Here is an 18,212-nt window from a genome sequence, read left to right on the forward strand (position 1 = left end):
ATGCCAGTTTTTGATCCTATTCAAGGATGTCAGATTTACCGCCATATTTATTTGTAACTCTTATAGATGAGATAATCATTCTCCGGTCTACAGCCTTGCACATGTCATAAATCGTGAGCAAAGCCACTTGCACCGCCATCAGCGCTTCCATCTCCACCCCCGTCTGCCCCATGGTCTCCGCTGTCGCAGTGCACTGAACCGCTGAATCCCCTTCCCGAATTTCAAACTCAACCGCCACCCGCGTCAGTGCCAGCGGATGGCACAGTGGAATCAAATCACTCGTTTTCTTCGCCGCCATGATCCCCGCGATGCGGGCGATTCCCAGGACATCTCCCTTTTTGGCGGTCCCCGATTGAATCAATGCCAGGGTGGCTGGCAGCATGCGAATCTCGCCTGTCGCGACTGCCACTCGGTGGGTTGCCTGTTTTCCTCCCACATCCACCATATGCGCCTGGCCTTGCTGGTCAAAGTGGGTGAGTGTCTGTTGTTGTTGCTGCGGGGTATCGTTGTTGGAATCGTTGTGGCTCATGGCGGGCTCCGGGGATGAAAATCAGTGTGGGGCGCAGTATGGTTGCAATTGACATGCAACCATTGCATGCTTTGGGGAATCATACGGCTTGGACGCAGCCGAGGCTGCATGGCCTGAATGAGCGGTTCGCGTCCTTGCCTTGTCTGTTGCCCTTTGCCCTTTGTCGTTTCTCGAGGTGCCGAGTTTGATGCCCTGCCGCATGCATTCACCCGTCCATCGGGGTCTTCGTTTTCTCTCTTCTTTGTATTCCCCCACGGCCCTGTCTCGCGCGGTGCGGGTGGTGGTGTTTGCGGCGGTGGCGACCGTGCAGGTCCATGCAGCATCGGCGCAAGGCGTGGTGCTGCCTTCACTGGGGGATGGGCAGGATCTGACGACGGCGCAGGAGCGCAAGCTGGGCGACAAGATCATCAAGGAGCTCTACCGCGATCCGGACTATCTGGACGATGTCGTGATGACGGACTACATGAGCACGATCCTGGCATCGCTCATGAAGGCGGCGGAGGCGCGTGGCGAGCTCTCCGAGGAGCAGAAGGAGCGCTATGCGTGGCAGATTCTGCTCGGGCGCGACAAGCAGGTGAATGCGTTTGCGTTGCCGGGGGGATATTTCGGCGTGTACCTCGGCCTGATCGCCGTGACCGGCACGCGCGATGAACTGGCTTCGGTGATGGCGCATGAAATGAGCCACGTGACGCAGCGGCACATTGCCCGCATGATCTCGGCGCAGGACAAGCTCACGCCGCTGATGATCGGCTCGATGCTGCTGGGCGCGCTGGCCGCGAGCCGCAGTCCCGATGCGGGGGCTGCAATGATGATGGGCGGGCAGGCGCTGGTCGCCCAGAACCAGTTGAATTTTTCGCGCGACATGGAGCGCGAGGCGGATCGCATCGGCTTCGGGCTGATGAAGCCTGCCGGGTTTGCGCCGCAAGGCTTCGTGGGCATGTTCGACAAGCTGCAGCAGGCCAACCGCATCAACGACAACGGCAGCTGGCCGTATCTGCGCAGCCATCCGCTGACTTCGCAGCGTATCGCCGACATGCACACCCGGCTCGGCAAGGACGACGTCGCGGAGCCAGCCGCATCGCTCGAGCATCTGATGATGGTGGGCCGGGCGCGGGTGCTGATGCGCCCTGGTGTGGAAGTGCTGCGCCAGTACATCAACGAGACCCGGGATGTGGCGTTCGAGGCCAAGCCGCTGGACCGGCGCGTGGGCGCACTCTATGCCGCGGCCTTGAGCGCCGTGCACCTGCAGGACTATGCGCTGGCCCGCGAATCGCTCGGCAGGCTCAAGGCTCTGGTGGGCGGAAACGGTGCCGGTGCGGGAGGCATGGCGGCCGCGAGGCGCCAGGCGCACCTGCTTGCCGCAGAGGTAGAGATGGCGGCGGGCAATGCCCAGGCCGCCTTGCGGGAGCTCGATGCCGGAGGCCAGAAGATCACGGCGGACGTGGGGCGTCCGGAACTGCTTGAGCGCACCCAGGTGCTGCTCAAGCTGCAGCGTGGCGCCGAAATGACGGGCGCGCTGCAGACCTGGGTGGCCACGCATCCGTCGGATGCGGGGGCATGGCAGGCCCTGGCCCAGGTCTGGCGGCAGCAGGACCAGCCACTGCGCGCAGTCCGCGCCGAGGCCGAGGCGCAGATGGGTCATCGTGACTACGCGGCGGCGCGCGATCGCTTCAAGGCGGGGCAGGACATGGCGCGCGACTTAGCACGAAAGGGTGGCGGTGACTTCTACGATGCTTCGATCATCGACACGCGCCTGCGCGAAGTGGAGTCACTTCTGAAGGAGCAGGCTGCTGACCGCACTCTCAATTAGCATGCTGAGCACGGAGTAGATCAGCGAGCCGAGCAGCGCGGCGCCGAACCCGTGCACCTGGAAACCGTTGCCCAGCAGCGAGCCGGCGGCCCAGAACATGAGCGCATTGATGACGAAGAGGAAGAGCCCGAGCGTGACCAGCGTGACCGGCAACGTGAGCACGATGAGTACCGGGCGCACGATGGTATTGAGCAGGCCGATGACGGCGGCGGCGATCAGCGCGCTGGTGAAGCTGTGCACTTCGACGCCACTGTAGATGTAGGCCACGCACAGCAGGGCGACTGCGCTGAGCAGCCATTTGAGAAGGAGTTTCATGCCCCGGAGAATAGCACCGGCGGTGACGGCAGCAGTAGCGGCCGGTGCATTGTCAAAGGGATCACTCCACCGCGACGAACATCATGCAGAACAGGCCCGCGAGCGTGCCGGGCAGGGCCCAGGTGCGGCTGGGCTTCTTGATGATCACCGGGACGGGTTGCGCCGCGGTGGGTGCATCGGCCTGGGGCTCTGCCTGCCCTTGCTGTAGTTGCGGGGCTAGGCCCATGGCGTTTTCCTGCTTGGGGCGACGTGCATCGACCAGTTCCGCTCCCGCACCGTACTGCTGCTGGAGCTGCAGCACGAGATCGGGCAGCGGTGCCTTGGCGAGAACGGTGTCGACGCGAGCCCGCGATCCGGCTTCTGCCGCCACCCAGGGCAACATCTGCGCGAACAGCTTGTCGGCCCACTTGGCACGCCACGATTCGCGGGCGCTGTGGCTCACCCATTTGCTGATGCGATGCGTCATGCGGGGAGCGCACGCCACCAGAACCCACTGCGTCGCCTGGCCGCTGGCTTGATGGGCCAGCGGTTGAATGATCTGCCGAGCGTACTCGGCGTCGTCGACATACACGATGATGGTGTCCATGAGACGTCCTTGAAGTTGCGGCGAAGGCGGATGCGTGCTTCGTGTGCGATGCACGTGTCCGCCAGAATGCATTGCTCTGCATCTGCAATATACAGATGCATGTCCCCTGCAGTGCTTTTTGCACTGGAAATCAGGGGATTGGCGCGATGTCGCCAGGGGCTCCCTTTCCCCAGGCGGAGAAGGGAGCCATGTCACTTCGGTCAGTGTGCGGCGCTGGCGCCTTCGCCTTGCTTGCGGCGTGCCAGAACGGCCTTGCCGATCACCAGCACCAACAGGGCGCCCGCGACGCTCGCAGCGTAGCGGATGGTGTCGGTCTGGGCGATCTTGAGCATCCACTGCCACTTGTCGGGGTTGGCGAACACGGGGTCGGTCACGAGCATGCCGCCAGCGATCCAGCCCAGCAGCATGCCGCCGGCCGTGATGATAATGGGGAAGCGCTCCATGAGCTTGATGACCAGTTGGCTGCCCCAGACGATGATCGGGATCGAGATCAGCAGGCCCAGCACCACCAGCAGGAACGAATGATCGCCTGCATTCTGTGCTGCACCGGCGATGGCGATCACGTTGTCCACGCTCATCACCAGGTCGGCGACGATGATGGTCTTGATCGCGGCCAGCAGCTTGTCGCTTCCGGCAACTTCGCCGTGTCCGTCCTCGTCGGGAGCCAGCAGCTTCACGCCGATCCACACCAGCAGGATCGCGCCCACGAATTTCAGGAAGGGCAGGTTCAGCAGCGTCATCGCAAAGGCGATCAGCACGACCCGCAGAATGATGGCACCGGCGGTGCCCCAGATGATGCCCTTGGTTCGCTGCGCAGGCGGCAGCTTGCGGCAGGCCAGTGCGATCACCACAGCATTGTCGCCACCCAGCAGGATGTCGATGATGATGATCTGACCCAGCGCGACCCAGAATTCGGGCGAAGTCAAAAAGTCCATAAAGTCCTCAACGTCAATGGTCAAAGGCTCGGCTCCACCGTGACATGGTAGTGCAGAACCTGGCTTGATTGGTTGTCGGATCGATCGCGGAGAACTTGTCTGTTCCGTGCAAGCGCGCGAGGGGCGCTTGGCATGAAGGGCGCAAGCCAACCTTGATCAGCCCGACAGGGCCATCAAAGGTCTTGCTCAGCCAGGCTATTGACGTTGTATTTCACCTGTGCCCGGGCTGCCGGAAGCTTGCGCTTCGTACTGACGACAGACCGTGAGCCCGCTGTCCACGCACACTCCCGCGAGTGAATTGCCCGTTGGTTGGAGTGGATTTCGGGTTGGGAGCTACTCCCCTTCAATCCCGCGATTGGAACACATCTGCGGGCATCCGTGCAAGCGTCCACGTACGAGATGTTGAAGGTGTCCATGAACAACGCAGGCCGCCTGATCGCACCAGGGCTCAAGGTTGCGCTATGGTTTTTCTGTCGCTTTCCAGTGAATGGGGATGACCCTTGGTGCTGTGGAGGCAGGGCCGCGGAAGCCGTCGCGAAGGCTTATCATCGTGGCCCTTCATGAGCTGTACAACCGAAACCTCCATCCATATCACCGACATCGAAGCGGCCATCAATCACTGGCGCCTGCGCGCGCCGGCCGACGCTGGAGCAGCGCTGGCGGACGAGCTGATTGCGCTGGCCGAGGTGTACGCGCGGATGGTCTACCAGCGCCTCGATGCGATCGCCGAGGACGCCATGCCGCCCGACGCGCTGTTTGCGTGGCTCGAGTGGTACGAGACGACGATGGACACGCCATGCATCGCGATCTGCTCGACCAGCCAGGGTGATGCCACCTGCAAGGGCTGTGGCCGCACTTTCGGCGAGGTGCAGAACTGGCTGGAGTTCACTCCTGTGCAAAAGCGCGCGGTGTGGCGGCGCATCACGATCGAGGCCACCGCGCTACGCTTTACCCGCTACAAGGAGCGCGCCGGCGGATAGCCTAGGGAGCCTCTGCAAAACCCTCGCCAATTGGCTGGACGCGGATCGGGATGAGCCGCAAGGCGTCTTTTGAAGGCAATAGCAGTAGCTATTGACGAAAAAGACAACGCCGCGGATCGCCCGAGGCCGCGTTCAGACGATGGCAGGGAGTTTTGCGGAGGTTCCCTAGTGCATGCCGGGCAGCAGGTGCGGTGCGCTTGTGGTTTACGCGGCCCGCACAAACGGCTATCGTGGAGTGCATCATGCTGCGTCTCATGACCGCCCCTGACATTGTGCAAGCCCGGATCTGGTGTGATCTGCTGTGCGAGGCGGGCCTGCCCGCCAAGGTGCTGCGCGAGCACTTCGCGTCCGTGCACGGACTGATGCCGCCCGCCGAATGCCATCCCGAAATCTGGCTCGAATACGAGGAGCATGAGCCTGCGGCGCGCACGCTGCTAAAGGACCTCGAGCGGCTCCCTCAGCGTCGCTGGCGTTGCCGCTGCGGTGAGACAGTGGAGGGCGGGTTCGAGCAATGCTGGAGCTGCGGCGGCTTCATGCAGGCGGGACAGCCGCTGTAGCCCCTGCGGCAGCCCGCGCTGCACGGGCGGGGGTCACTACTTCCAGCGGATCGGCTCGAAATGCACGCTGCCCAGTTGGCTGCTGAGCGTGAGCGCGCCTTCCTGGATGGTCGCCTGCAGTTGCATGCTGCGCTCGGCCAGTGTCGCGAGCTGCTGGGAGGCTTCTGTGGGAATGCGCCAGACCTGCACCTTGTCGAGGCGCGAGAGCTTGCTCTCGATGCCCTTCCACCAGATTTCCGAGGCGTGATTGAACGGATAGACAATGACCGCGTCGGTCTTGCTGCAGGCCTTGGTCAGCGGCTTGTCCTCGGGCTGGCCCACCTCGATCCACAGGCGCTTGCGGCCGGTGAAGTCGGTGAGGGACACGTCAGGGTCCTCCACGTCGGACAGGCCTGCTCCGAAAGCCAGCGTGCCGTCTCCGTTGCAGGTGGCCTGCAACTGGTAGGCGTTGAGCGCCAGGGCCGCCAGGCGGATCATCATGCGCTCGTCGGTTTCGCTGGGGTGACGGGCGAGGGTCAGCGCGTGGTCGGCGTAGTAGCTGTTGTCGATGTCGGCTATCGACAGATTGGCTTTGAAAATGGTGGATTTGAGGGCCATGCTGTGTGACGCCGTTGGCTTTGATCGGTGAATCGTTGGGTGGTGGGAGCCCATATGCCCGCTGCGCTTCGCAGGCTCGCTCCGGCTGGCGGGTACGGGAGAGGGAGCGGCGTTCTGAGAATCGCCACCCCTCTTCATCAGACCCGCTTGGCCAGCTCTGCCGCCTTGCCCGTGTAACTGCCCGGCGTCATGGCCAGCAGGCGATCCTTGTCGGCCTGGGGAATGTCCAGGGACCGGATCAGGGCGTGCAGCGCCTCGGCCGTCACGGTCTTGCCGCGTGTGACTTCCTTGAGCTTTTCATAGGCGCCGGCCACGCCGTAGCGGCGCATCACGGTCTGGATGGGCTCGGCCAGGACTTCCCAGCTGTTGTCGAGGTCTTCGGCCAGCGCTTCCTCGTTGAGCTCCAGCTTGTTCAGGCCGGTCAGCAGCGAGTTGTACGCGAGCACGGCGTAGCCCAGCGCCACGCCGATGTTGCGCAGCACGGTGCTGTCGGTCAGGTCGCGCTGCCAGCGGCTGATCGGCAGCTTGTCCGAGAGGTGGCGCAGCAGCGCGTTCGCCAGGCCCAGGTTGCCCTCGGCGTTTTCGAAGTCGATCGGATTGACCTTGTGCGGCATGGTCGAGGAGCCGATTTCGCCCGCCTTGAGCTTCTGCTTGAAGTAGCCCAGGCTCACGTAGCCCCAGATGTCGCGCGAGAGGTCGATCAGGATGGTGTTGGTGCGCGCCACGGCATCGAACAGCTCGGCCATGTAGTCGTGCGGCTCGATCTGGATCGAGTACGGCTGGAACGTGATGCCCAGGCCCTCGGGCTCGTGCGCCTCGATGACCTTCCTGCTGAAGGCTTCCCAGTCGAAGTCGGGCCAGGCGGAGAGGTGGGCGTTGTAGTTGCCCACGGCGCCGTTCATCTTGCCGAGGATCTTCACGCCGCTGATGCGGTCGCAGGCGTTCTGCAGGCGCATCACCACGTTGGCGATTTCCTTGCCGACGGTGGTGGGGCTGGCGGTCTGGCCGTGCGTGCGGCTGAGCATCGGCACGTCGGCGAACTGGCGGGCCATCTCGCGCAGCTTGAGCTGGATGCGGTCCAGCGTCGGCAGCACGACCTGGTCACGGCCCGCGCGCAACTGCAGCGCATGGCTGGTGTTGTTGATGTCTTCGCTGGTGCAGGCGAAATGCACGAATTCGGCGGCCTTCTGCAGCTCGGGACGCGCCTCGAATTGGGACTTGATCCAGTACTCGACCGCCTTCACGTCGTGGTTCGTGGTCTTCTCGATCTCCTTGATGGCAGCCGAGTCGGCTTCGGAGAAATTGCTCACGAGGCTGTGCAGGTAGCTGCGCGCGCCGGCCGACAGGGGCTTGAATTCGGCGAATCCGGCATCGGACAGGGCGATGAACCAGGTGATTTCCACCTGCACGCGGCGCTGCATGTAGCCATGCTCGCTCATGATGGGGCGAAGGTCTGCGAGCTTGGCGGCGTAGCGGCCGTCAAGGGGGGAGAGGGCGGTGATCGTGGACAGGCTCATAGCCCTCTATTGTAGGTCGCGCGGCCCAAAAGCTCTTGCCCATGGGTTTGCGCGGGCTGCCCGCCATGTGTTGCTGCCAGTGGACGAACACCCGGCGCGGTGCATGTGGTTTGCACCTACGGCCACCGGGTGGAACGGGGCGGCCCGCCAACTGGCCCTAGAATCAGTTTGTCCCTGAATTAAATAAGCGACTATTACTGATAGTGATAGCGAAAGTTAGACCATGAAACTCATCGGATCCTCGACTAGCCCCTATGTGCGCAAGGTGCGCATCGTGATGGCCGAGAAAAAGCTGGACTACCGGTTCGCCGAGGAGTCGCCGTGGGCCGATGACAGCCAGGTCAGCGCGTCGAATCCGCTGGGCAAGGTGCCGTGCCTCGTGATGGAGGGGGGCGAAGCCGTGTTCGATTCCCGTGTGATCGTCGAATATCTGGACACACTTTCCCCCGTGGGCAAGCTCATTCCCTCCACCGGCCGTGAGCGCGCCGAGGTCAAGACCTGGGAGGCGCTGGCCGACGGCGTGATCGATGCGGGCGTGCTGGCGCGCATGGAGGTCACCTGGCAGCATCGCAAGGAGTCGGAGCGCTCGCAGGCCTGGATCGACCGCCAGTTCGGCAAGATCCGCTCGGGACTGTCTGCCATGAGCCAGGGCCTGGGAGAGAAGCCCTACTGCAGCGGCATTCATCTGAGCCTGTCGGACATTGCCGTGGGGTGCGCCCTGGGGTGGCTGGCCTTCCGTTTCCCGGAAATCGAGTGGCGGGACGACTATCCCAATCTCGCCCGCCTGCACGACAAGCTGGCGCTGCGTCCGAGTTTCGTGGATACCCAGCCACCGGCGGCCTGAACGTCCCGCCCAGTCCCCGACGGGGCGATGGGCAAATTTGCAAAGTCCGTTCCCCAAAAACAAAGAGCGCCATGAAGGCGCTCTTTGTTTTTGGGGAGAAAAAAGTCGCGAAGCGTCCCGAAACGAAATAAGAGAGGGAGGGAGGAGAAGCGCTTCAGGATTTCCAGTCAAACGCGATGTCTGAAAGGCTTCGCAACTACAAAACTATTCTGTCATCTATCCAATGATTTATTCACTTAAATGAACAGGTCATGCATATAGAGTAAGGCCAAATCACGGAAGTTCCATCCAATTTTCACAAAAAAATGTAACTACTGCGAGCTGCTCCGCAGGGCTCCCAAGCCCTTGCAAAAAGCGGTTACCGGCATCTGCCTTTCGCCTGGTTTCCCTGCGAAGGACGCGGTCTTTGGATGCGCGTCGCAGGCCGGTCCGGGAGCTTCGAACGGCTGGTGGAATAGTTATGGAAAATTCATCTGGATGCAATAGTCGGCCTGTCAGCCAACGGCTCGAACATCGCAGATGCTCAGAGCGGTACAGAATTGTTCACAATCATGGGCGATGGGTACGCACGGGAGGCGACAGCGGCCGCCACACCGGAGAGGCGGGCGGCCCTGCCGTCCTCATGCCTGCCGCGATGCCGCTGCGTGCTTGTCGCGCCGCAGCTTGCGCAGCAGCCAGTGCTCGAAATCGTCGATATAGGTGAACACCGACGGAATCACCAGCAGGCTCAGCACGGTGGATGTGATCAGGCCGCCGATCACCGCAGTGGCCATGGGCGAGCGGAAGCTCATGTCGGCATCGCCCAGCGCCAGCGCGATCGGCAGCATGCCGGCACCCATCGCGAGCGTGGTCATGATGATCGGGCGGGCGCGCTTGTGGCAGGCATCGAGCAGCGCATCGAGACGGCTCATGCCGTGGTCGCGGCGCGCGACGATCGCATATTCCACCAGCAGGATCGAGTTCTTCGTGGCAATGCCCATCAGCATGATCAGGCCGATCAGGGACGGCATGGAAAAGCTCTTTCCTGCCAGCAGCAGCGCAACGAAGGCGCCGCCCAGGGACAGCGGCAACGCCATCAGGATCGTCACGGGCTGCAGGAAATCCTTGAACAGCAACACCAGCACGATGTAGATGCAGATCACCCCGGTCAGCATGGCCAGGCCGAAGCTCGCGAACAGTTCGCCCATCATTTCCGCGTCGCCGATGTCGATGAGCCGGACGCTGGCGGGCAGGCTCTGTACGGAGGCGAGCTGGCGCACGGCCTCCTGCACTTCGCCGAGGCCGCGCGAACCCAGTTCGATCTCGAAATTGACGTTGCGCGAGCGGTCATATCGGTTGATCACCGCCGGCCCCCCGGCCAGCTCGAGCGTGGCCACCTCGCCCAGCCGCACCGGGCCGTGGGCACCGGGCACGTTCAGGCGCTCGAGCACGGACAGGTCCTCGCGTGCCGCGTCGTCGAGGCGCACGACGATGGGAATCTGGCGCTGGGCCAGATTGAGCTTGGGCAGGTACTGGTCGTAGTCGCCGACGGTCGCCACGCGCAGGGTCTCGGCCATTGCGCTGGTGCTCACACCCAGGTCGGCGGCGCGCGCGAAATCGGGGCGCACGGCGATCTCCGGGCGCACGAGGCTCGCTGTCGAGCTGATGCCGCCGATGCCGGGAATCGTGCGCAGATCGCGCTCCACGGCCTGTGCTGCGGCGCTCAATGCCTGGGGATCCTCGCTGGCAAGCGCCAGGATGTAGCGGTCGTTCGAGCCGCCCAGGCCGATCTTCACGCGTACGCCGGGCAGGTCCTGCATGGCCGTGCGCAACTGCTGCTCGATCGCCTGCTTGCGCGGCCGCTCGCTGCGCAGGCCCAGGCGCAGCGTGAGCGTGGCCTTGCGCGGATCGGCGGCGGCGTTGCCCGCGAACGGGTCGGCACCCGCCGAACCGCCGCCAATCGTGGCGTAGACGCTGTCCACGTGCGCGATCTTCAGCGCACGCTCGGTGGCCTGCGCGACCAGCTGGCGGGTCTCGGGCAGCTTGGTGCCGGGAGGCAGCTCCAGCGTCACCTGTGTCTGCTCGTTGTCATCCGGCGGAATGAAGCCCGAGGGCAGCAGCGGAATCAGCGCGAGCGAGCCGATGAAGAACAGCAGTGCCGCCAGCAGGGTGAGCACGCGGTGCTTGAGGCACCACGTGGATGCACGCATGTAGGCACCGAGCCAGCGCGGCTCCTTCTCCTGCCCGAGCAGCGGCTTGAGCAGGTAGGCCGCCATCATCGGCGTCAGCAGCCGCGCGACCACGAGCGAGGCGAACACCGCGAGCGCCGCGGTCCAGCCGAACTGCTTGAAGAAGCGTCCCGCGATGCCGCTCATGAAGGCCGTGGGCAGGAACACCGCGATCAGCGTGAACGTGGTGGCGATCACCGCGAGACCGATCTCGTCGGCGGCCTCCATTGCGGCCTGGTAGGGCGTCTTGCCCATGCGCAGGTGGCGCACGATGTTCTCCACCTCCACGATCGCGTCATCCACCAGGATGCCGACGACGAGCGACAGCGCGAGCAGCGTGATGATGTTGATCGAGAAGCCCAGCAGGTTCATGCCGATGAATGCCGGGATCACCGACAGGGGCAGCGCCACCGCCGACACGATGGTCGCGCGCCAGTCGCGCAGGAACAGCCACACGACGATGACGGCGAGGATCGCGCCCTCGTAGAGCAGGCGCATCGAGCTGTCGTACTCGTCCTGTGCGATCACCACGAAGTCGACGGTGCGCGTGAGCTTCAGGTCCGGGCGCTCGGCCTGCAGTTGGTCGAGCACGCGCTGCACGCCCGCACCCACTTCCACCTCGCTCGCGCCGCGGGCGCGCGAGACTTCGAAGCCGATCACGGGCTTGTCGTCGAGAAAGGCCGCCGTGCGTTGCTCGGCGGTGGTGTCGGTGACGGTGGCGATCTGATCGAGGCGGATATGGCGGCCGCCCGCGAGCACGATGTCGATGGCGGCGATCTGTTCGGCCGTCTGCACCGTGGCGATGGTGCGCAGCGGCTGCTCAGCGCCTCCCAGCTCGGCGCGTCCGCCCGCGCTTTCGAGTTGCGTGGCGCGCAACTGGCGCGATACGTCGGCGGCCGTGGCCCCCAGCGCCAGCATGCGCGAGGGATCGAGCGCCACGCGCACCTCGCGCATCACGCCGCCCACGCGGCTCACGGCGCCCACGCCCGTCACCGCGAGCAGGCGGCGCGTGAGCGCATCGTCCACGAACCAGGAGAGCTGTTCGTCGTCCATGCGGCTCGAGGAGATGGCGAACGCGAGGATCGGCTGGGACGAGAATTCGAGCTTGTTGACGATCGGGTCGCGCAGGTCGGCCGGCATGTCGGCACGCACGCGCGAGACGGCCGAGCGCACGTCGTCCACGGCCTCCTGAACGGGCTTTTCCAGGCGGTATTCGGCCGAAATGGTGGCCGTGCCGTCGGTCAACGTGGTGGTGATGTGCTTGAGCCCCTGCGTGGTGGCGATCGCGTTCTCGATCTTGCGCGCCACATCGCTTTCAAGCTGGCCGGGCGCTGCGCCGGGCAGCGAGGCGGTGACCATGACGACGGGCAGATCCATGTCGGGGAAGTTCTGCACCTTCATCGCCCGGAACGAGAGCAGGCCGGCCAGCGTCAGCAGCACGAAGATCATCGCGGCCGGGATCGGATTGCGGATGGACCATGCGGAAAGATTCATCGCTCTGGTCCTTTACCGGGTCTGGCCCTGGGGCGTCGATGCAGCTTGTGCAGGCGGTGCAGCCTGCACGCGCACCAGGTCGCCATCGTTGAGGAACGCCCCGCCGCGAGCGACCACGGAGGCGGTTGCGGCGAGGCCCGAGGTGATCTCGACGACGTCGCCGGTGCGCTGTCCGGTCTGCACGCGCACCATGCGCACATGCCCGTCCTGGCCCACCTCGAACACGCTGCTGAAGCCGTCGCGCACCACGATGGCGGAGGACGGCACAGTGATCGCCTTGCGCTGGCCGAGCGCGAACTCACCGCGCGCGAACATGCCCGCGCGGATGTCCGCGTGGGCGGGCAGGTCGACATAGACGATGGCGTTGCGCGTCTGCGCATCGACCGTGGGTGCGATCGTGCGCACCTTGCCCTGCACCTGGGCGCCGCTGGCCGCGGTGACACTCACCACGCTGCCCACCTTGATGCGGGGGAGCTCGCTCGATGCCACTTCGGCGCGCCATTCGAGCCGGCCCTTGCGCACCATGCGGAACAGTTCGGTGCCCGCGCCGACGACGGCGCCCACGGTGGCGGTGCGCGCGGAGATCACGCCGCTGTCGGGTGCCAGTACCTGCGTGTGCTTCATGCGCAGTTGCTGTGCGTTGAGCATGGCCTTTGCCGCTTCGACGCGCGCCTGACCGGTCTGCGCGGCCGTGGTGTACTGCTGGATCTGCTGCGCGCTCAGTGCGCCCGACTGGCTCAGCGTGCGTGCGCGCTCGGCATTCGCCAGCGACTCCGCGGCGCTCGCCTGCGCTTCCATCAGGTTGGCGCGGGCCTGGGCCACGTCGGCCTGCACGGTGTCTGCCGCGAACGTGGCCAGCACCTGGCCCGCCTTCACGGCGTCGCCCACGTTCACGCGCACGTCGGTCAGGCGCAGGCCGTTGCTTTCCGCGCCGATGCTCGCTTCCTGCCACGCGGCGACATTGCCGTTGGCCGGGAGCGTGGCGGAGATATCGGCACCACCGGGCCGCACCACGCTGACCGTGAGCGCGGGACGCATCTCCGCGGGGCGGGATGCGCCGCTTGCAGCGCTGCTGGCTCCGTTGGCGGCTGCTCCGGGGGCTGCCTCGGAGGCGGCACGGGAGTCCGTGCCGGGGAGGAGCGCGCCCGCTGCGCCCAGTGCGCACAGCACGGCGAGTACCACCACGGAGCGATGGTTGAGGGCGGGGCGATGGAGGGATGGGAGGTTGTTCAGCAAGGGAAAGCGCGACATGGCAGGTAGGAATCCGGTCGAAGGTTGAACGCTTTTCAGGTGTCGGGTCATGGCATGGCCGTGGGCGCGGCCGCACCGGTGCTCGTGAGGCTGCTTTCGGGATCGGGCGCATTCGGCTCCCAGCCCCCGCCGACGGCCCGGTAGAGCCGTATCCAGGCGGCGACGCGTTCCTGCTCGAGCTGGACCAGCGCGAGCTCGGATGCCAGGGCGGTGCGGCGCGTGTTCTCGAGATCGAGCTGGCTCGCCAGGCCACCGCGCCACAAGGCCTCGGTGGCCGTGAGCGAGCGCTTGTAGCCGTCGGCCGCGCGCTGCGCGTCCGAGCGGCGCTCGCCGGTGCTGGCCAGCTGGGCAAGGGCCTGCTCGACCTCGCTGACCGCCTGGCGCACCTGTCCGCGATAGGCCACGGCGGCGGCATCGTAGCGTGCCTTGGCGGCAGTGACCTGCGCCGCGCGCCGGCCCCCGTCGAACAGCGGCAGCGACACGGCCACCGGGCCGATCGTCCAGATATTGCTGCTGCCGCTCAGGCCGTCGGTGCCCACATACATGCGGCCGATGGAGCCGCTGAGCGACAGCCCGGGGTAGCGGTCGGCCTCGGCGCTTCCCACCTCCGCGCTGGCGGCCGCCACTTCGCGCTCCGCGGCGAACACGTCGGGCCGCTGTGCGATGGCTTCTGCGGGAATGCTCTGCACCTGGAAGAGCTGCTCGGGCAGCGCCGTGCCCGGCGTGGCACCCAGCCGCGTGCGCAGGTCGGCCTCATCGTGTCCGGTGAGCGCCACCAGCGTCTTGATGCCGATGTCGCACTGCAGCTGCTGCTGCGCCGCGCGCACCTTGCCATCGGCGAAGCTGGCATCGGCCAGGGCGGCGTTGGCCGGGGCCGTGAAGCCCGCACGTTCGCTGTCGCGCGAGAGTCTGGCCGTTTCGCCGCGCGAGGCCGCATCGCCCTGCAGCACCGATGCCTGCTTCACGCAGTGGCGCCAGCCGGTGTACTGCAGCGCCACTTCGGCGGCGACGGAAACACGGGCGTCATGCCATTGCGCACGCGCGCCGGACAGGCGCTCCAGCGCCGCATCGTTGGCGGCCCGGTTCTTGCCGAACAGGTCGATTTCCCAGCCGGCCTGCACGCCGATCTGCGCGGTATTGGCAAGGCCTGCCGCCTGTTGATTGAACCCGCGGCTGGCGCTGGCCTGCGCATCGAGCGAGGGCAGCAGCGCCGAACGTGCTGCCACCTGGGTGGCCCGGGCCTGCTCGAAGCGCGACTGGGCCTGGGCGACGGAGGGGCTGGCGCGCTGGGCCTCGCGGATCAGCTCCGCAAGCAGTGCGTCGCCCTGTGCATCCCACCAGCGCTCAAGGCCCGCGACGCTGCCGCCATGCGGCAGTGACACCTGAGGCAGTGGCGCATTCCAGCGGGCGGGCGCTGCCGGCTCCGTTTGTGCAGGCGGACGCGGCGCGGCGCAGGCCGCCAGCACGAGGGGCAGGGCGGTCAGGGCCAGGCGCGGCCAGTGAATCGGCGGCATGAAGGAGAACATCATGAAATGCGCATTGGTGAGGAGGCCGGGAAAAGGCCTGTCGCACGCAGCACGGCGACGGTGTCCGGCGCGTGATCAGTGATAGCGAGGCTGCCGCATTAGAGCATGAACGCCCACGACCATGCCACCCACCCGGGGGGAGTGGGGAGGTCGTCGTCGCAGGGCTGCGTGCAGGCCGCGCAGCAGCGGATTCAGGCGCGGAAAACCGCTTTCCAGAGGTCGAGGATGGCCGAGCGCTCCACCGTCAGCTCGTCCATGCCGACGCGCGTCGGCTCTTCGTTGAGGCGCGCGCGGTGCTGCACCTGGCGCAGCACGCGGTAGGCGTTCGCGGCGGCGGTGCCGACGCCGGAGGGCAGCAGTCCCGCCGTTTCCGCTCGTTGCAAAAGAGCGATGTTGCCGACGTTGTTGCGCAGCCCGGGGTGCGCCGCGGATTGCGACAGCACCAAGTATTGCACGGCGAATTCGGCATCCACCATGCCGCCGTGGCTGTGCTTCACATCGAACGTATGGGCCGGCACCGGGTGTGCGCTGCGCACACGCTCGCGCATGGTGACGATCTCCTCCTGCAGCGCCACGGAGTCGCGCGGCGCGGTGATCACGGCCTCGCGCACCGCGTCGAAGCGATCGCGCAGATGCAGGCCGCCATGGGGTTCGTCCTCGGTGATCGCACGGCCGTGTTCATCGAGCGGCACCAGATCCTCGGTGCCGAGCACGAAGCGCGCGCGTGTCATGGCCTGGTGCTCCCAGGTCCATGCGGTGTTGCTTCCGCGCTGGGTCTGGTAGTCGGCATACGACTTGAAGCTGGTGATCAGCAGGCCCGAATTGCCGTTGGGGCGCAGCGCGGTATCGATTTCGAACAGGTCGCCTTCGCCCGTCTTCACCGCCAGCCAGTTGATCAGCTTGCGCACGAAGGCGGCGTAGATCTCCGAGGCGTTCTCGTCGTCATCGTCGAAGACGAAGACGATATCGAGGTCGCTGCCATAGCCCAGCTCCTTGCCGCCGAGCTTGCCGTAGCCGATGATGGCGAACTGCGGCGTCTTGCGGTGCCGGTTCTTGAGGCGCGCCCAGCACCAGCGTGCCGTCACGCGCAGCACGCAGTCGGCCAGCGCCGACAGGTCGTCTGCCACCTGCTCGACGGTGATGCGGTGCTCCACGTCGCGCGCCAGGGTGCGGAAGGTCTCCGCATGGTGCGCACGGCGCAGCAGGTTCAGCAGGTTCTCGTCGTCGTCCTCGCCGGTCGAGCGCAGCGCGGCCAGCCGCAGTTCGAGTTCGTGCTCGAAATCGGCCGGCACGAAACGCTCGGACATCAGTGCATCGCTGGCCAGCTCGTCGATCACGCCGGGGTGCTGCAGCATGTAGCGCGCGGGCCATTTGGCGGTGCCGAGCAGGTGCAGCAGGTGTTCGTGGACGGAGGGGCGCTCCAGCAGCAGGGCCAGGTAGCTTTCGCGGCGCAGCAGCGGCTCCAGCCATTCCACCAGGCGCACGGCGGCCGCTTCCTCGATGGAGCCCTCGGCCACCCAGCGCGCGGTGCGCTGCACCACTCGGAACAGGCGGGCACGGGCCTCGTCGCGCAGCGACTGCACGCGCGGATTCCTGGCCCATTCGGCCACGCGGTCGCGCATCTTCGGCGGCAACTGTTCGATCAGGGTGTCGAGCTCCGGCGCGGGGGCTTGCGCACCGGCGGCGCGCGGCCCGCCGCAGCCTCCCGAGCATTTCTTCTTCTGGCCTTCGCCGCCGAGCAGCGTGTCGAACTCCTGGGCCACCAGTTCGCGGTGCGTGTCCAGTTCCTTCAGGAAGTCGCTGCACTCGACGCCCATGGTCTGGCCGATCCAGCACAGGTCCTCGTCCGAGGTCGGCAGCACGTGGGTCTGCTGGTCGTCCAGGTACTGGATGCGGTGCTCCACCTTGCGCAGGAAGACATAGGCTCTGGCGAGCGCGTCGGCCGTCTCCTGCGGCATGAGTCCCGCGCGGGCAAGGCGCTGCAGCGCCTCGAGCGTGGGGCGGCAGCGCAGTTCGGGGAACTGGCCGCCGCGCACGACCTGCAGCAGTTGCACGGTGAACTCGATCTCGCGAATACCGCCACGCGAGAGCTTCACGTCGTTCGCGCGTTCGGGATGGCCCGCGCTGCGCTTGGAGGCGTGGTCACGGATCTGGCGGTGCAGCGAACGCAGCGCATCGAACACGCTGTAGTCCAGGTAGCGGCGGAACACGAAGGGCAGCACCACGCCGCGCAGCGCCTGCACGTTGGGGGTGCTCGTGCAGGCAAGGGGTGCCACCACGCGGCTCTTGAGCCAGGCGAAGCGCTCCCATTCGCGGCCATGCACCTGCAGGTAGTCTTCCAGCGCCGACAGCGAGACCGCCGGAGGGCCGGAGTTGCCATTGGGGCGCAATGCGAGATCGACGCGGAACACGAAGCCGTGTTCCGTGGTATCACCGACCAGCCCGTAGATGGCCTTCACCGCGCGCGCGAAATACTCGTGATTGGAGAGCTTGCCGCGCCCGTCGGGCAGCCCCTCGGTCTCGCCGTCGTGCTCGTAGACGTAGATGAGGTCGATGTCGCTCGACACGTTGAGTTCGCGTGCGCCGAGCTTGCCCATGCCGATCACCCACAACTGCACCGGCTCGCCCTGCGGGCCGCGCGGCGCGCCGTGGCGGGTGTCCAGGTCGGCACGCGCCGCGATGCAGGCGCGATCCAGCGCCAGTTCGGCCAGGTGCGTGACGGGCAGGGTGATGTCCTCGAGGGAGGCGTTGCATTCGCAATCGAGATGGATCAGCCGCTCCATGACCAGCTGGCGCAGGATGCGCAGCGCGGCTCCGAGGTCGTGCCCGCGTGCGAGCAGCGCGTCGCAGGTCTGGCCCATGGACTCCCGCGTGGGCACGCCAGGCGGCAGCAGGGACATCTCGGCTTCATAGCGCCGGTGCAGGCGCTGGAAGAAACGCGAATGTTCAGCGAGATGGCGGTTGCCATCGATGGAAATCGGATCTGAGGAAGGCTTCTGCATGTCAGGCTGGCGCATGGCGCACTGTCAGAGCGTGGGAGCGGCCGATCCCGTGGGAAAGGCCG

General features: G+C 65.9%; 14 protein-coding genes. 4 read left to right on the top strand and 10 right to left on the bottom strand.

Annotated elements, in window-relative coordinates:
* Positions 1-16: 16 nt before the first annotated feature.
* Entirely contained in the window at positions 17-529 is a 513-nt protein-coding gene (gene moaC / locus H9K76_RS21540; protein WP_187597298.1) for a cyclic pyranopterin monophosphate synthase MoaC, read from the bottom strand.
* Positions 530-728: 199 nt separating this feature from the next.
* Here moaC and H9K76_RS21545 point away from each other — a divergent pair, with 199 nt between their 5' ends.
* Positions 729-2,339 carry a M48 family metalloprotease gene (locus tag H9K76_RS21545; RefSeq protein ID WP_187597299.1) on the top strand — a complete coding sequence of 537 codons (1,611 nt, stop codon included), beginning with the start codon at positions 729-731 and terminating at the stop codon, positions 2,337-2,339.
* On the opposite strand, the gene H9K76_RS21550 is transcribed toward H9K76_RS21545, so the two are convergent.
* The 3 genes from H9K76_RS21550 to H9K76_RS21560 form a co-directional block, all read right to left on the bottom strand.
* Entirely contained in the window at positions 2,298-2,654 is a 357-nt protein-coding gene (locus H9K76_RS21550; RefSeq protein WP_187597300.1) for a phage holin family protein, read from the bottom strand. The two genes, H9K76_RS21545 and H9K76_RS21550, sit on opposite strands and share 42 nt — an antisense overlap.
* A gap of 61 nt (positions 2,655-2,715) precedes the next feature.
* Positions 2,716-3,240 (bottom strand): hypothetical protein, encoded by a 525-nt coding sequence (locus H9K76_RS21555; protein WP_187597301.1) that lies wholly within the window; start codon positions 3,238-3,240, stop codon positions 2,716-2,718.
* A gap of 200 nt (positions 3,241-3,440) precedes the next feature.
* Entirely contained in the window at positions 3,441-4,175 is a 735-nt protein-coding gene (locus H9K76_RS21560) for a TerC family protein (RefSeq protein WP_187597302.1), read from the bottom strand.
* A gap of 560 nt (positions 4,176-4,735) precedes the next feature.
* On the opposite strand from H9K76_RS21560, the gene H9K76_RS21565 reads away from it, so the two are divergent.
* Both H9K76_RS21565 and H9K76_RS21570 read left to right on the top strand, forming a co-directional pair.
* Positions 4,736-5,155 (top strand): DUF3717 domain-containing protein, encoded by a 420-nt coding sequence (locus H9K76_RS21565; RefSeq protein ID WP_187597303.1) that lies wholly within the window; start codon positions 4,736-4,738, stop codon positions 5,153-5,155.
* A 242-nt stretch (positions 5,156-5,397) separates the two neighbouring features.
* Positions 5,398-5,712, top strand: a complete 315-nt coding sequence (locus tag H9K76_RS21570; protein WP_187597304.1) for a putative signal transducing protein — start codon at positions 5,398-5,400, stop codon at positions 5,710-5,712.
* A gap of 36 nt (positions 5,713-5,748) precedes the next feature.
* Here the strand turns inward: H9K76_RS21570 and H9K76_RS21575 are convergent, their stop codons facing one another.
* Positions 5,749-6,309, bottom strand: coding sequence for a YaeQ family protein (locus tag H9K76_RS21575; protein WP_187597305.1), 561 nt, complete (start codon positions 6,307-6,309; stop codon positions 5,749-5,751).
* Between the two features lie 137 nt (positions 6,310-6,446).
* A complete protein-coding gene (gene purB / locus H9K76_RS21580; protein ID WP_187597306.1) occupies positions 6,447-7,826 on the bottom strand; it encodes an adenylosuccinate lyase in 1,380 nt (459 codons plus the stop codon).
* A gap of 223 nt (positions 7,827-8,049) precedes the next feature.
* Between purB and H9K76_RS21585 the strand changes: the two genes are divergently transcribed.
* Positions 8,050-8,670, top strand: a complete 621-nt coding sequence (locus H9K76_RS21585) for a glutathione S-transferase N-terminal domain-containing protein (protein ID WP_187597307.1) — start codon at positions 8,050-8,052, stop codon at positions 8,668-8,670.
* A gap of 620 nt (positions 8,671-9,290) precedes the next feature.
* Here the strand turns inward: H9K76_RS21585 and H9K76_RS21590 are convergent.
* The 4 genes from H9K76_RS21590 to glnE form a co-directional block, all read right to left on the bottom strand.
* Complete coding sequence (locus H9K76_RS21590) at positions 9,291-12,371, bottom strand: efflux RND transporter permease subunit (protein WP_187597308.1); 3,081 nt, start codon at positions 12,369-12,371, stop codon at positions 9,291-9,293.
* 12 nt (positions 12,372-12,383) lie between these two features.
* The gene (locus H9K76_RS21595; RefSeq protein ID WP_187597309.1) at positions 12,384-13,622 is read right to left on the bottom strand and encodes an efflux RND transporter periplasmic adaptor subunit; all 1,239 of its coding nucleotides are present in this window, start codon (positions 13,620-13,622) and stop codon (positions 12,384-12,386) included.
* 47 nt (positions 13,623-13,669) lie between these two features.
* Positions 13,670-15,151, bottom strand: coding sequence for an efflux transporter outer membrane subunit (locus H9K76_RS21600; protein ID WP_246475191.1), 1,482 nt, complete (start codon positions 15,149-15,151; stop codon positions 13,670-13,672).
* A gap of 188 nt (positions 15,152-15,339) precedes the next feature.
* Positions 15,340-18,150 carry a bifunctional [glutamate--ammonia ligase]-adenylyl-L-tyrosine phosphorylase/[glutamate--ammonia-ligase] adenylyltransferase gene (gene glnE / locus H9K76_RS21605; RefSeq protein WP_187597310.1) on the bottom strand — a complete coding sequence of 937 codons (2,811 nt, stop codon included), beginning with the start codon at positions 18,148-18,150 and terminating at the stop codon, positions 15,340-15,342.
* Between the last annotated feature and the right edge of the window lie 62 nt (positions 18,151-18,212).

The organism is Diaphorobacter ruginosibacter (assembly GCF_014395975.1).
In the GTDB taxonomy this organism is placed as follows: Bacteria; Pseudomonadota; Gammaproteobacteria; order Burkholderiales; family Burkholderiaceae_C; genus Diaphorobacter_A; species Diaphorobacter_A ruginosibacter.

What these genes read in the sequence shown, in the direction of transcription:
- moaC (WP_187597298.1), bottom strand. Translation starts at nt 529, where the DNA reads ATGAGCCACAACGATTCCAACAACGATACCCCGCAGCAACAACAACAG.
- H9K76_RS21545 (WP_187597299.1), top strand. Translation starts at nt 729, where the DNA reads ATGCATTCACCCGTCCATCGGGGTCTTCGTTTTCTCTCTTCTTTGTAT.
- H9K76_RS21550 (WP_187597300.1), bottom strand. Translation starts at nt 2,654, where the DNA reads ATGAAACTCCTTCTCAAATGGCTGCTCAGCGCAGTCGCCCTGCTGTGC.
- H9K76_RS21555 (WP_187597301.1), bottom strand. Translation starts at nt 3,240, where the DNA reads ATGGACACCATCATCGTGTATGTCGACGACGCCGAGTACGCTCGGCAG.
- H9K76_RS21560 (WP_187597302.1), bottom strand. Translation starts at nt 4,175, where the DNA reads ATGGACTTTTTGACTTCGCCCGAATTCTGGGTCGCGCTGGGTCAGATC.
- H9K76_RS21565 (WP_187597303.1), top strand. Translation starts at nt 4,736, where the DNA reads ATGAGCTGTACAACCGAAACCTCCATCCATATCACCGACATCGAAGCG.
- H9K76_RS21570 (WP_187597304.1), top strand. Translation starts at nt 5,398, where the DNA reads ATGCTGCGTCTCATGACCGCCCCTGACATTGTGCAAGCCCGGATCTGG.
- H9K76_RS21575 (WP_187597305.1), bottom strand. Translation starts at nt 6,309, where the DNA reads ATGGCCCTCAAATCCACCATTTTCAAAGCCAATCTGTCGATAGCCGAC.
- purB (WP_187597306.1), bottom strand. Translation starts at nt 7,826, where the DNA reads ATGAGCCTGTCCACGATCACCGCCCTCTCCCCCCTTGACGGCCGCTAC.
- H9K76_RS21585 (WP_187597307.1), top strand. Translation starts at nt 8,050, where the DNA reads ATGAAACTCATCGGATCCTCGACTAGCCCCTATGTGCGCAAGGTGCGC.
- H9K76_RS21590 (WP_187597308.1), bottom strand. Translation starts at nt 12,371, where the DNA reads ATGAATCTTTCCGCATGGTCCATCCGCAATCCGATCCCGGCCGCGATG.
- H9K76_RS21595 (WP_187597309.1), bottom strand. Translation starts at nt 13,622, where the DNA reads ATGTCGCGCTTTCCCTTGCTGAACAACCTCCCATCCCTCCATCGCCCC.
- H9K76_RS21600 (WP_246475191.1), bottom strand. Translation starts at nt 15,151, where the DNA reads ATGATGTTCTCCTTCATGCCGCCGATTCACTGGCCGCGCCTGGCCCTG.
- glnE (WP_187597310.1), bottom strand. Translation starts at nt 18,150, where the DNA reads ATGCAGAAGCCTTCCTCAGATCCGATTTCCATCGATGGCAACCGCCAT.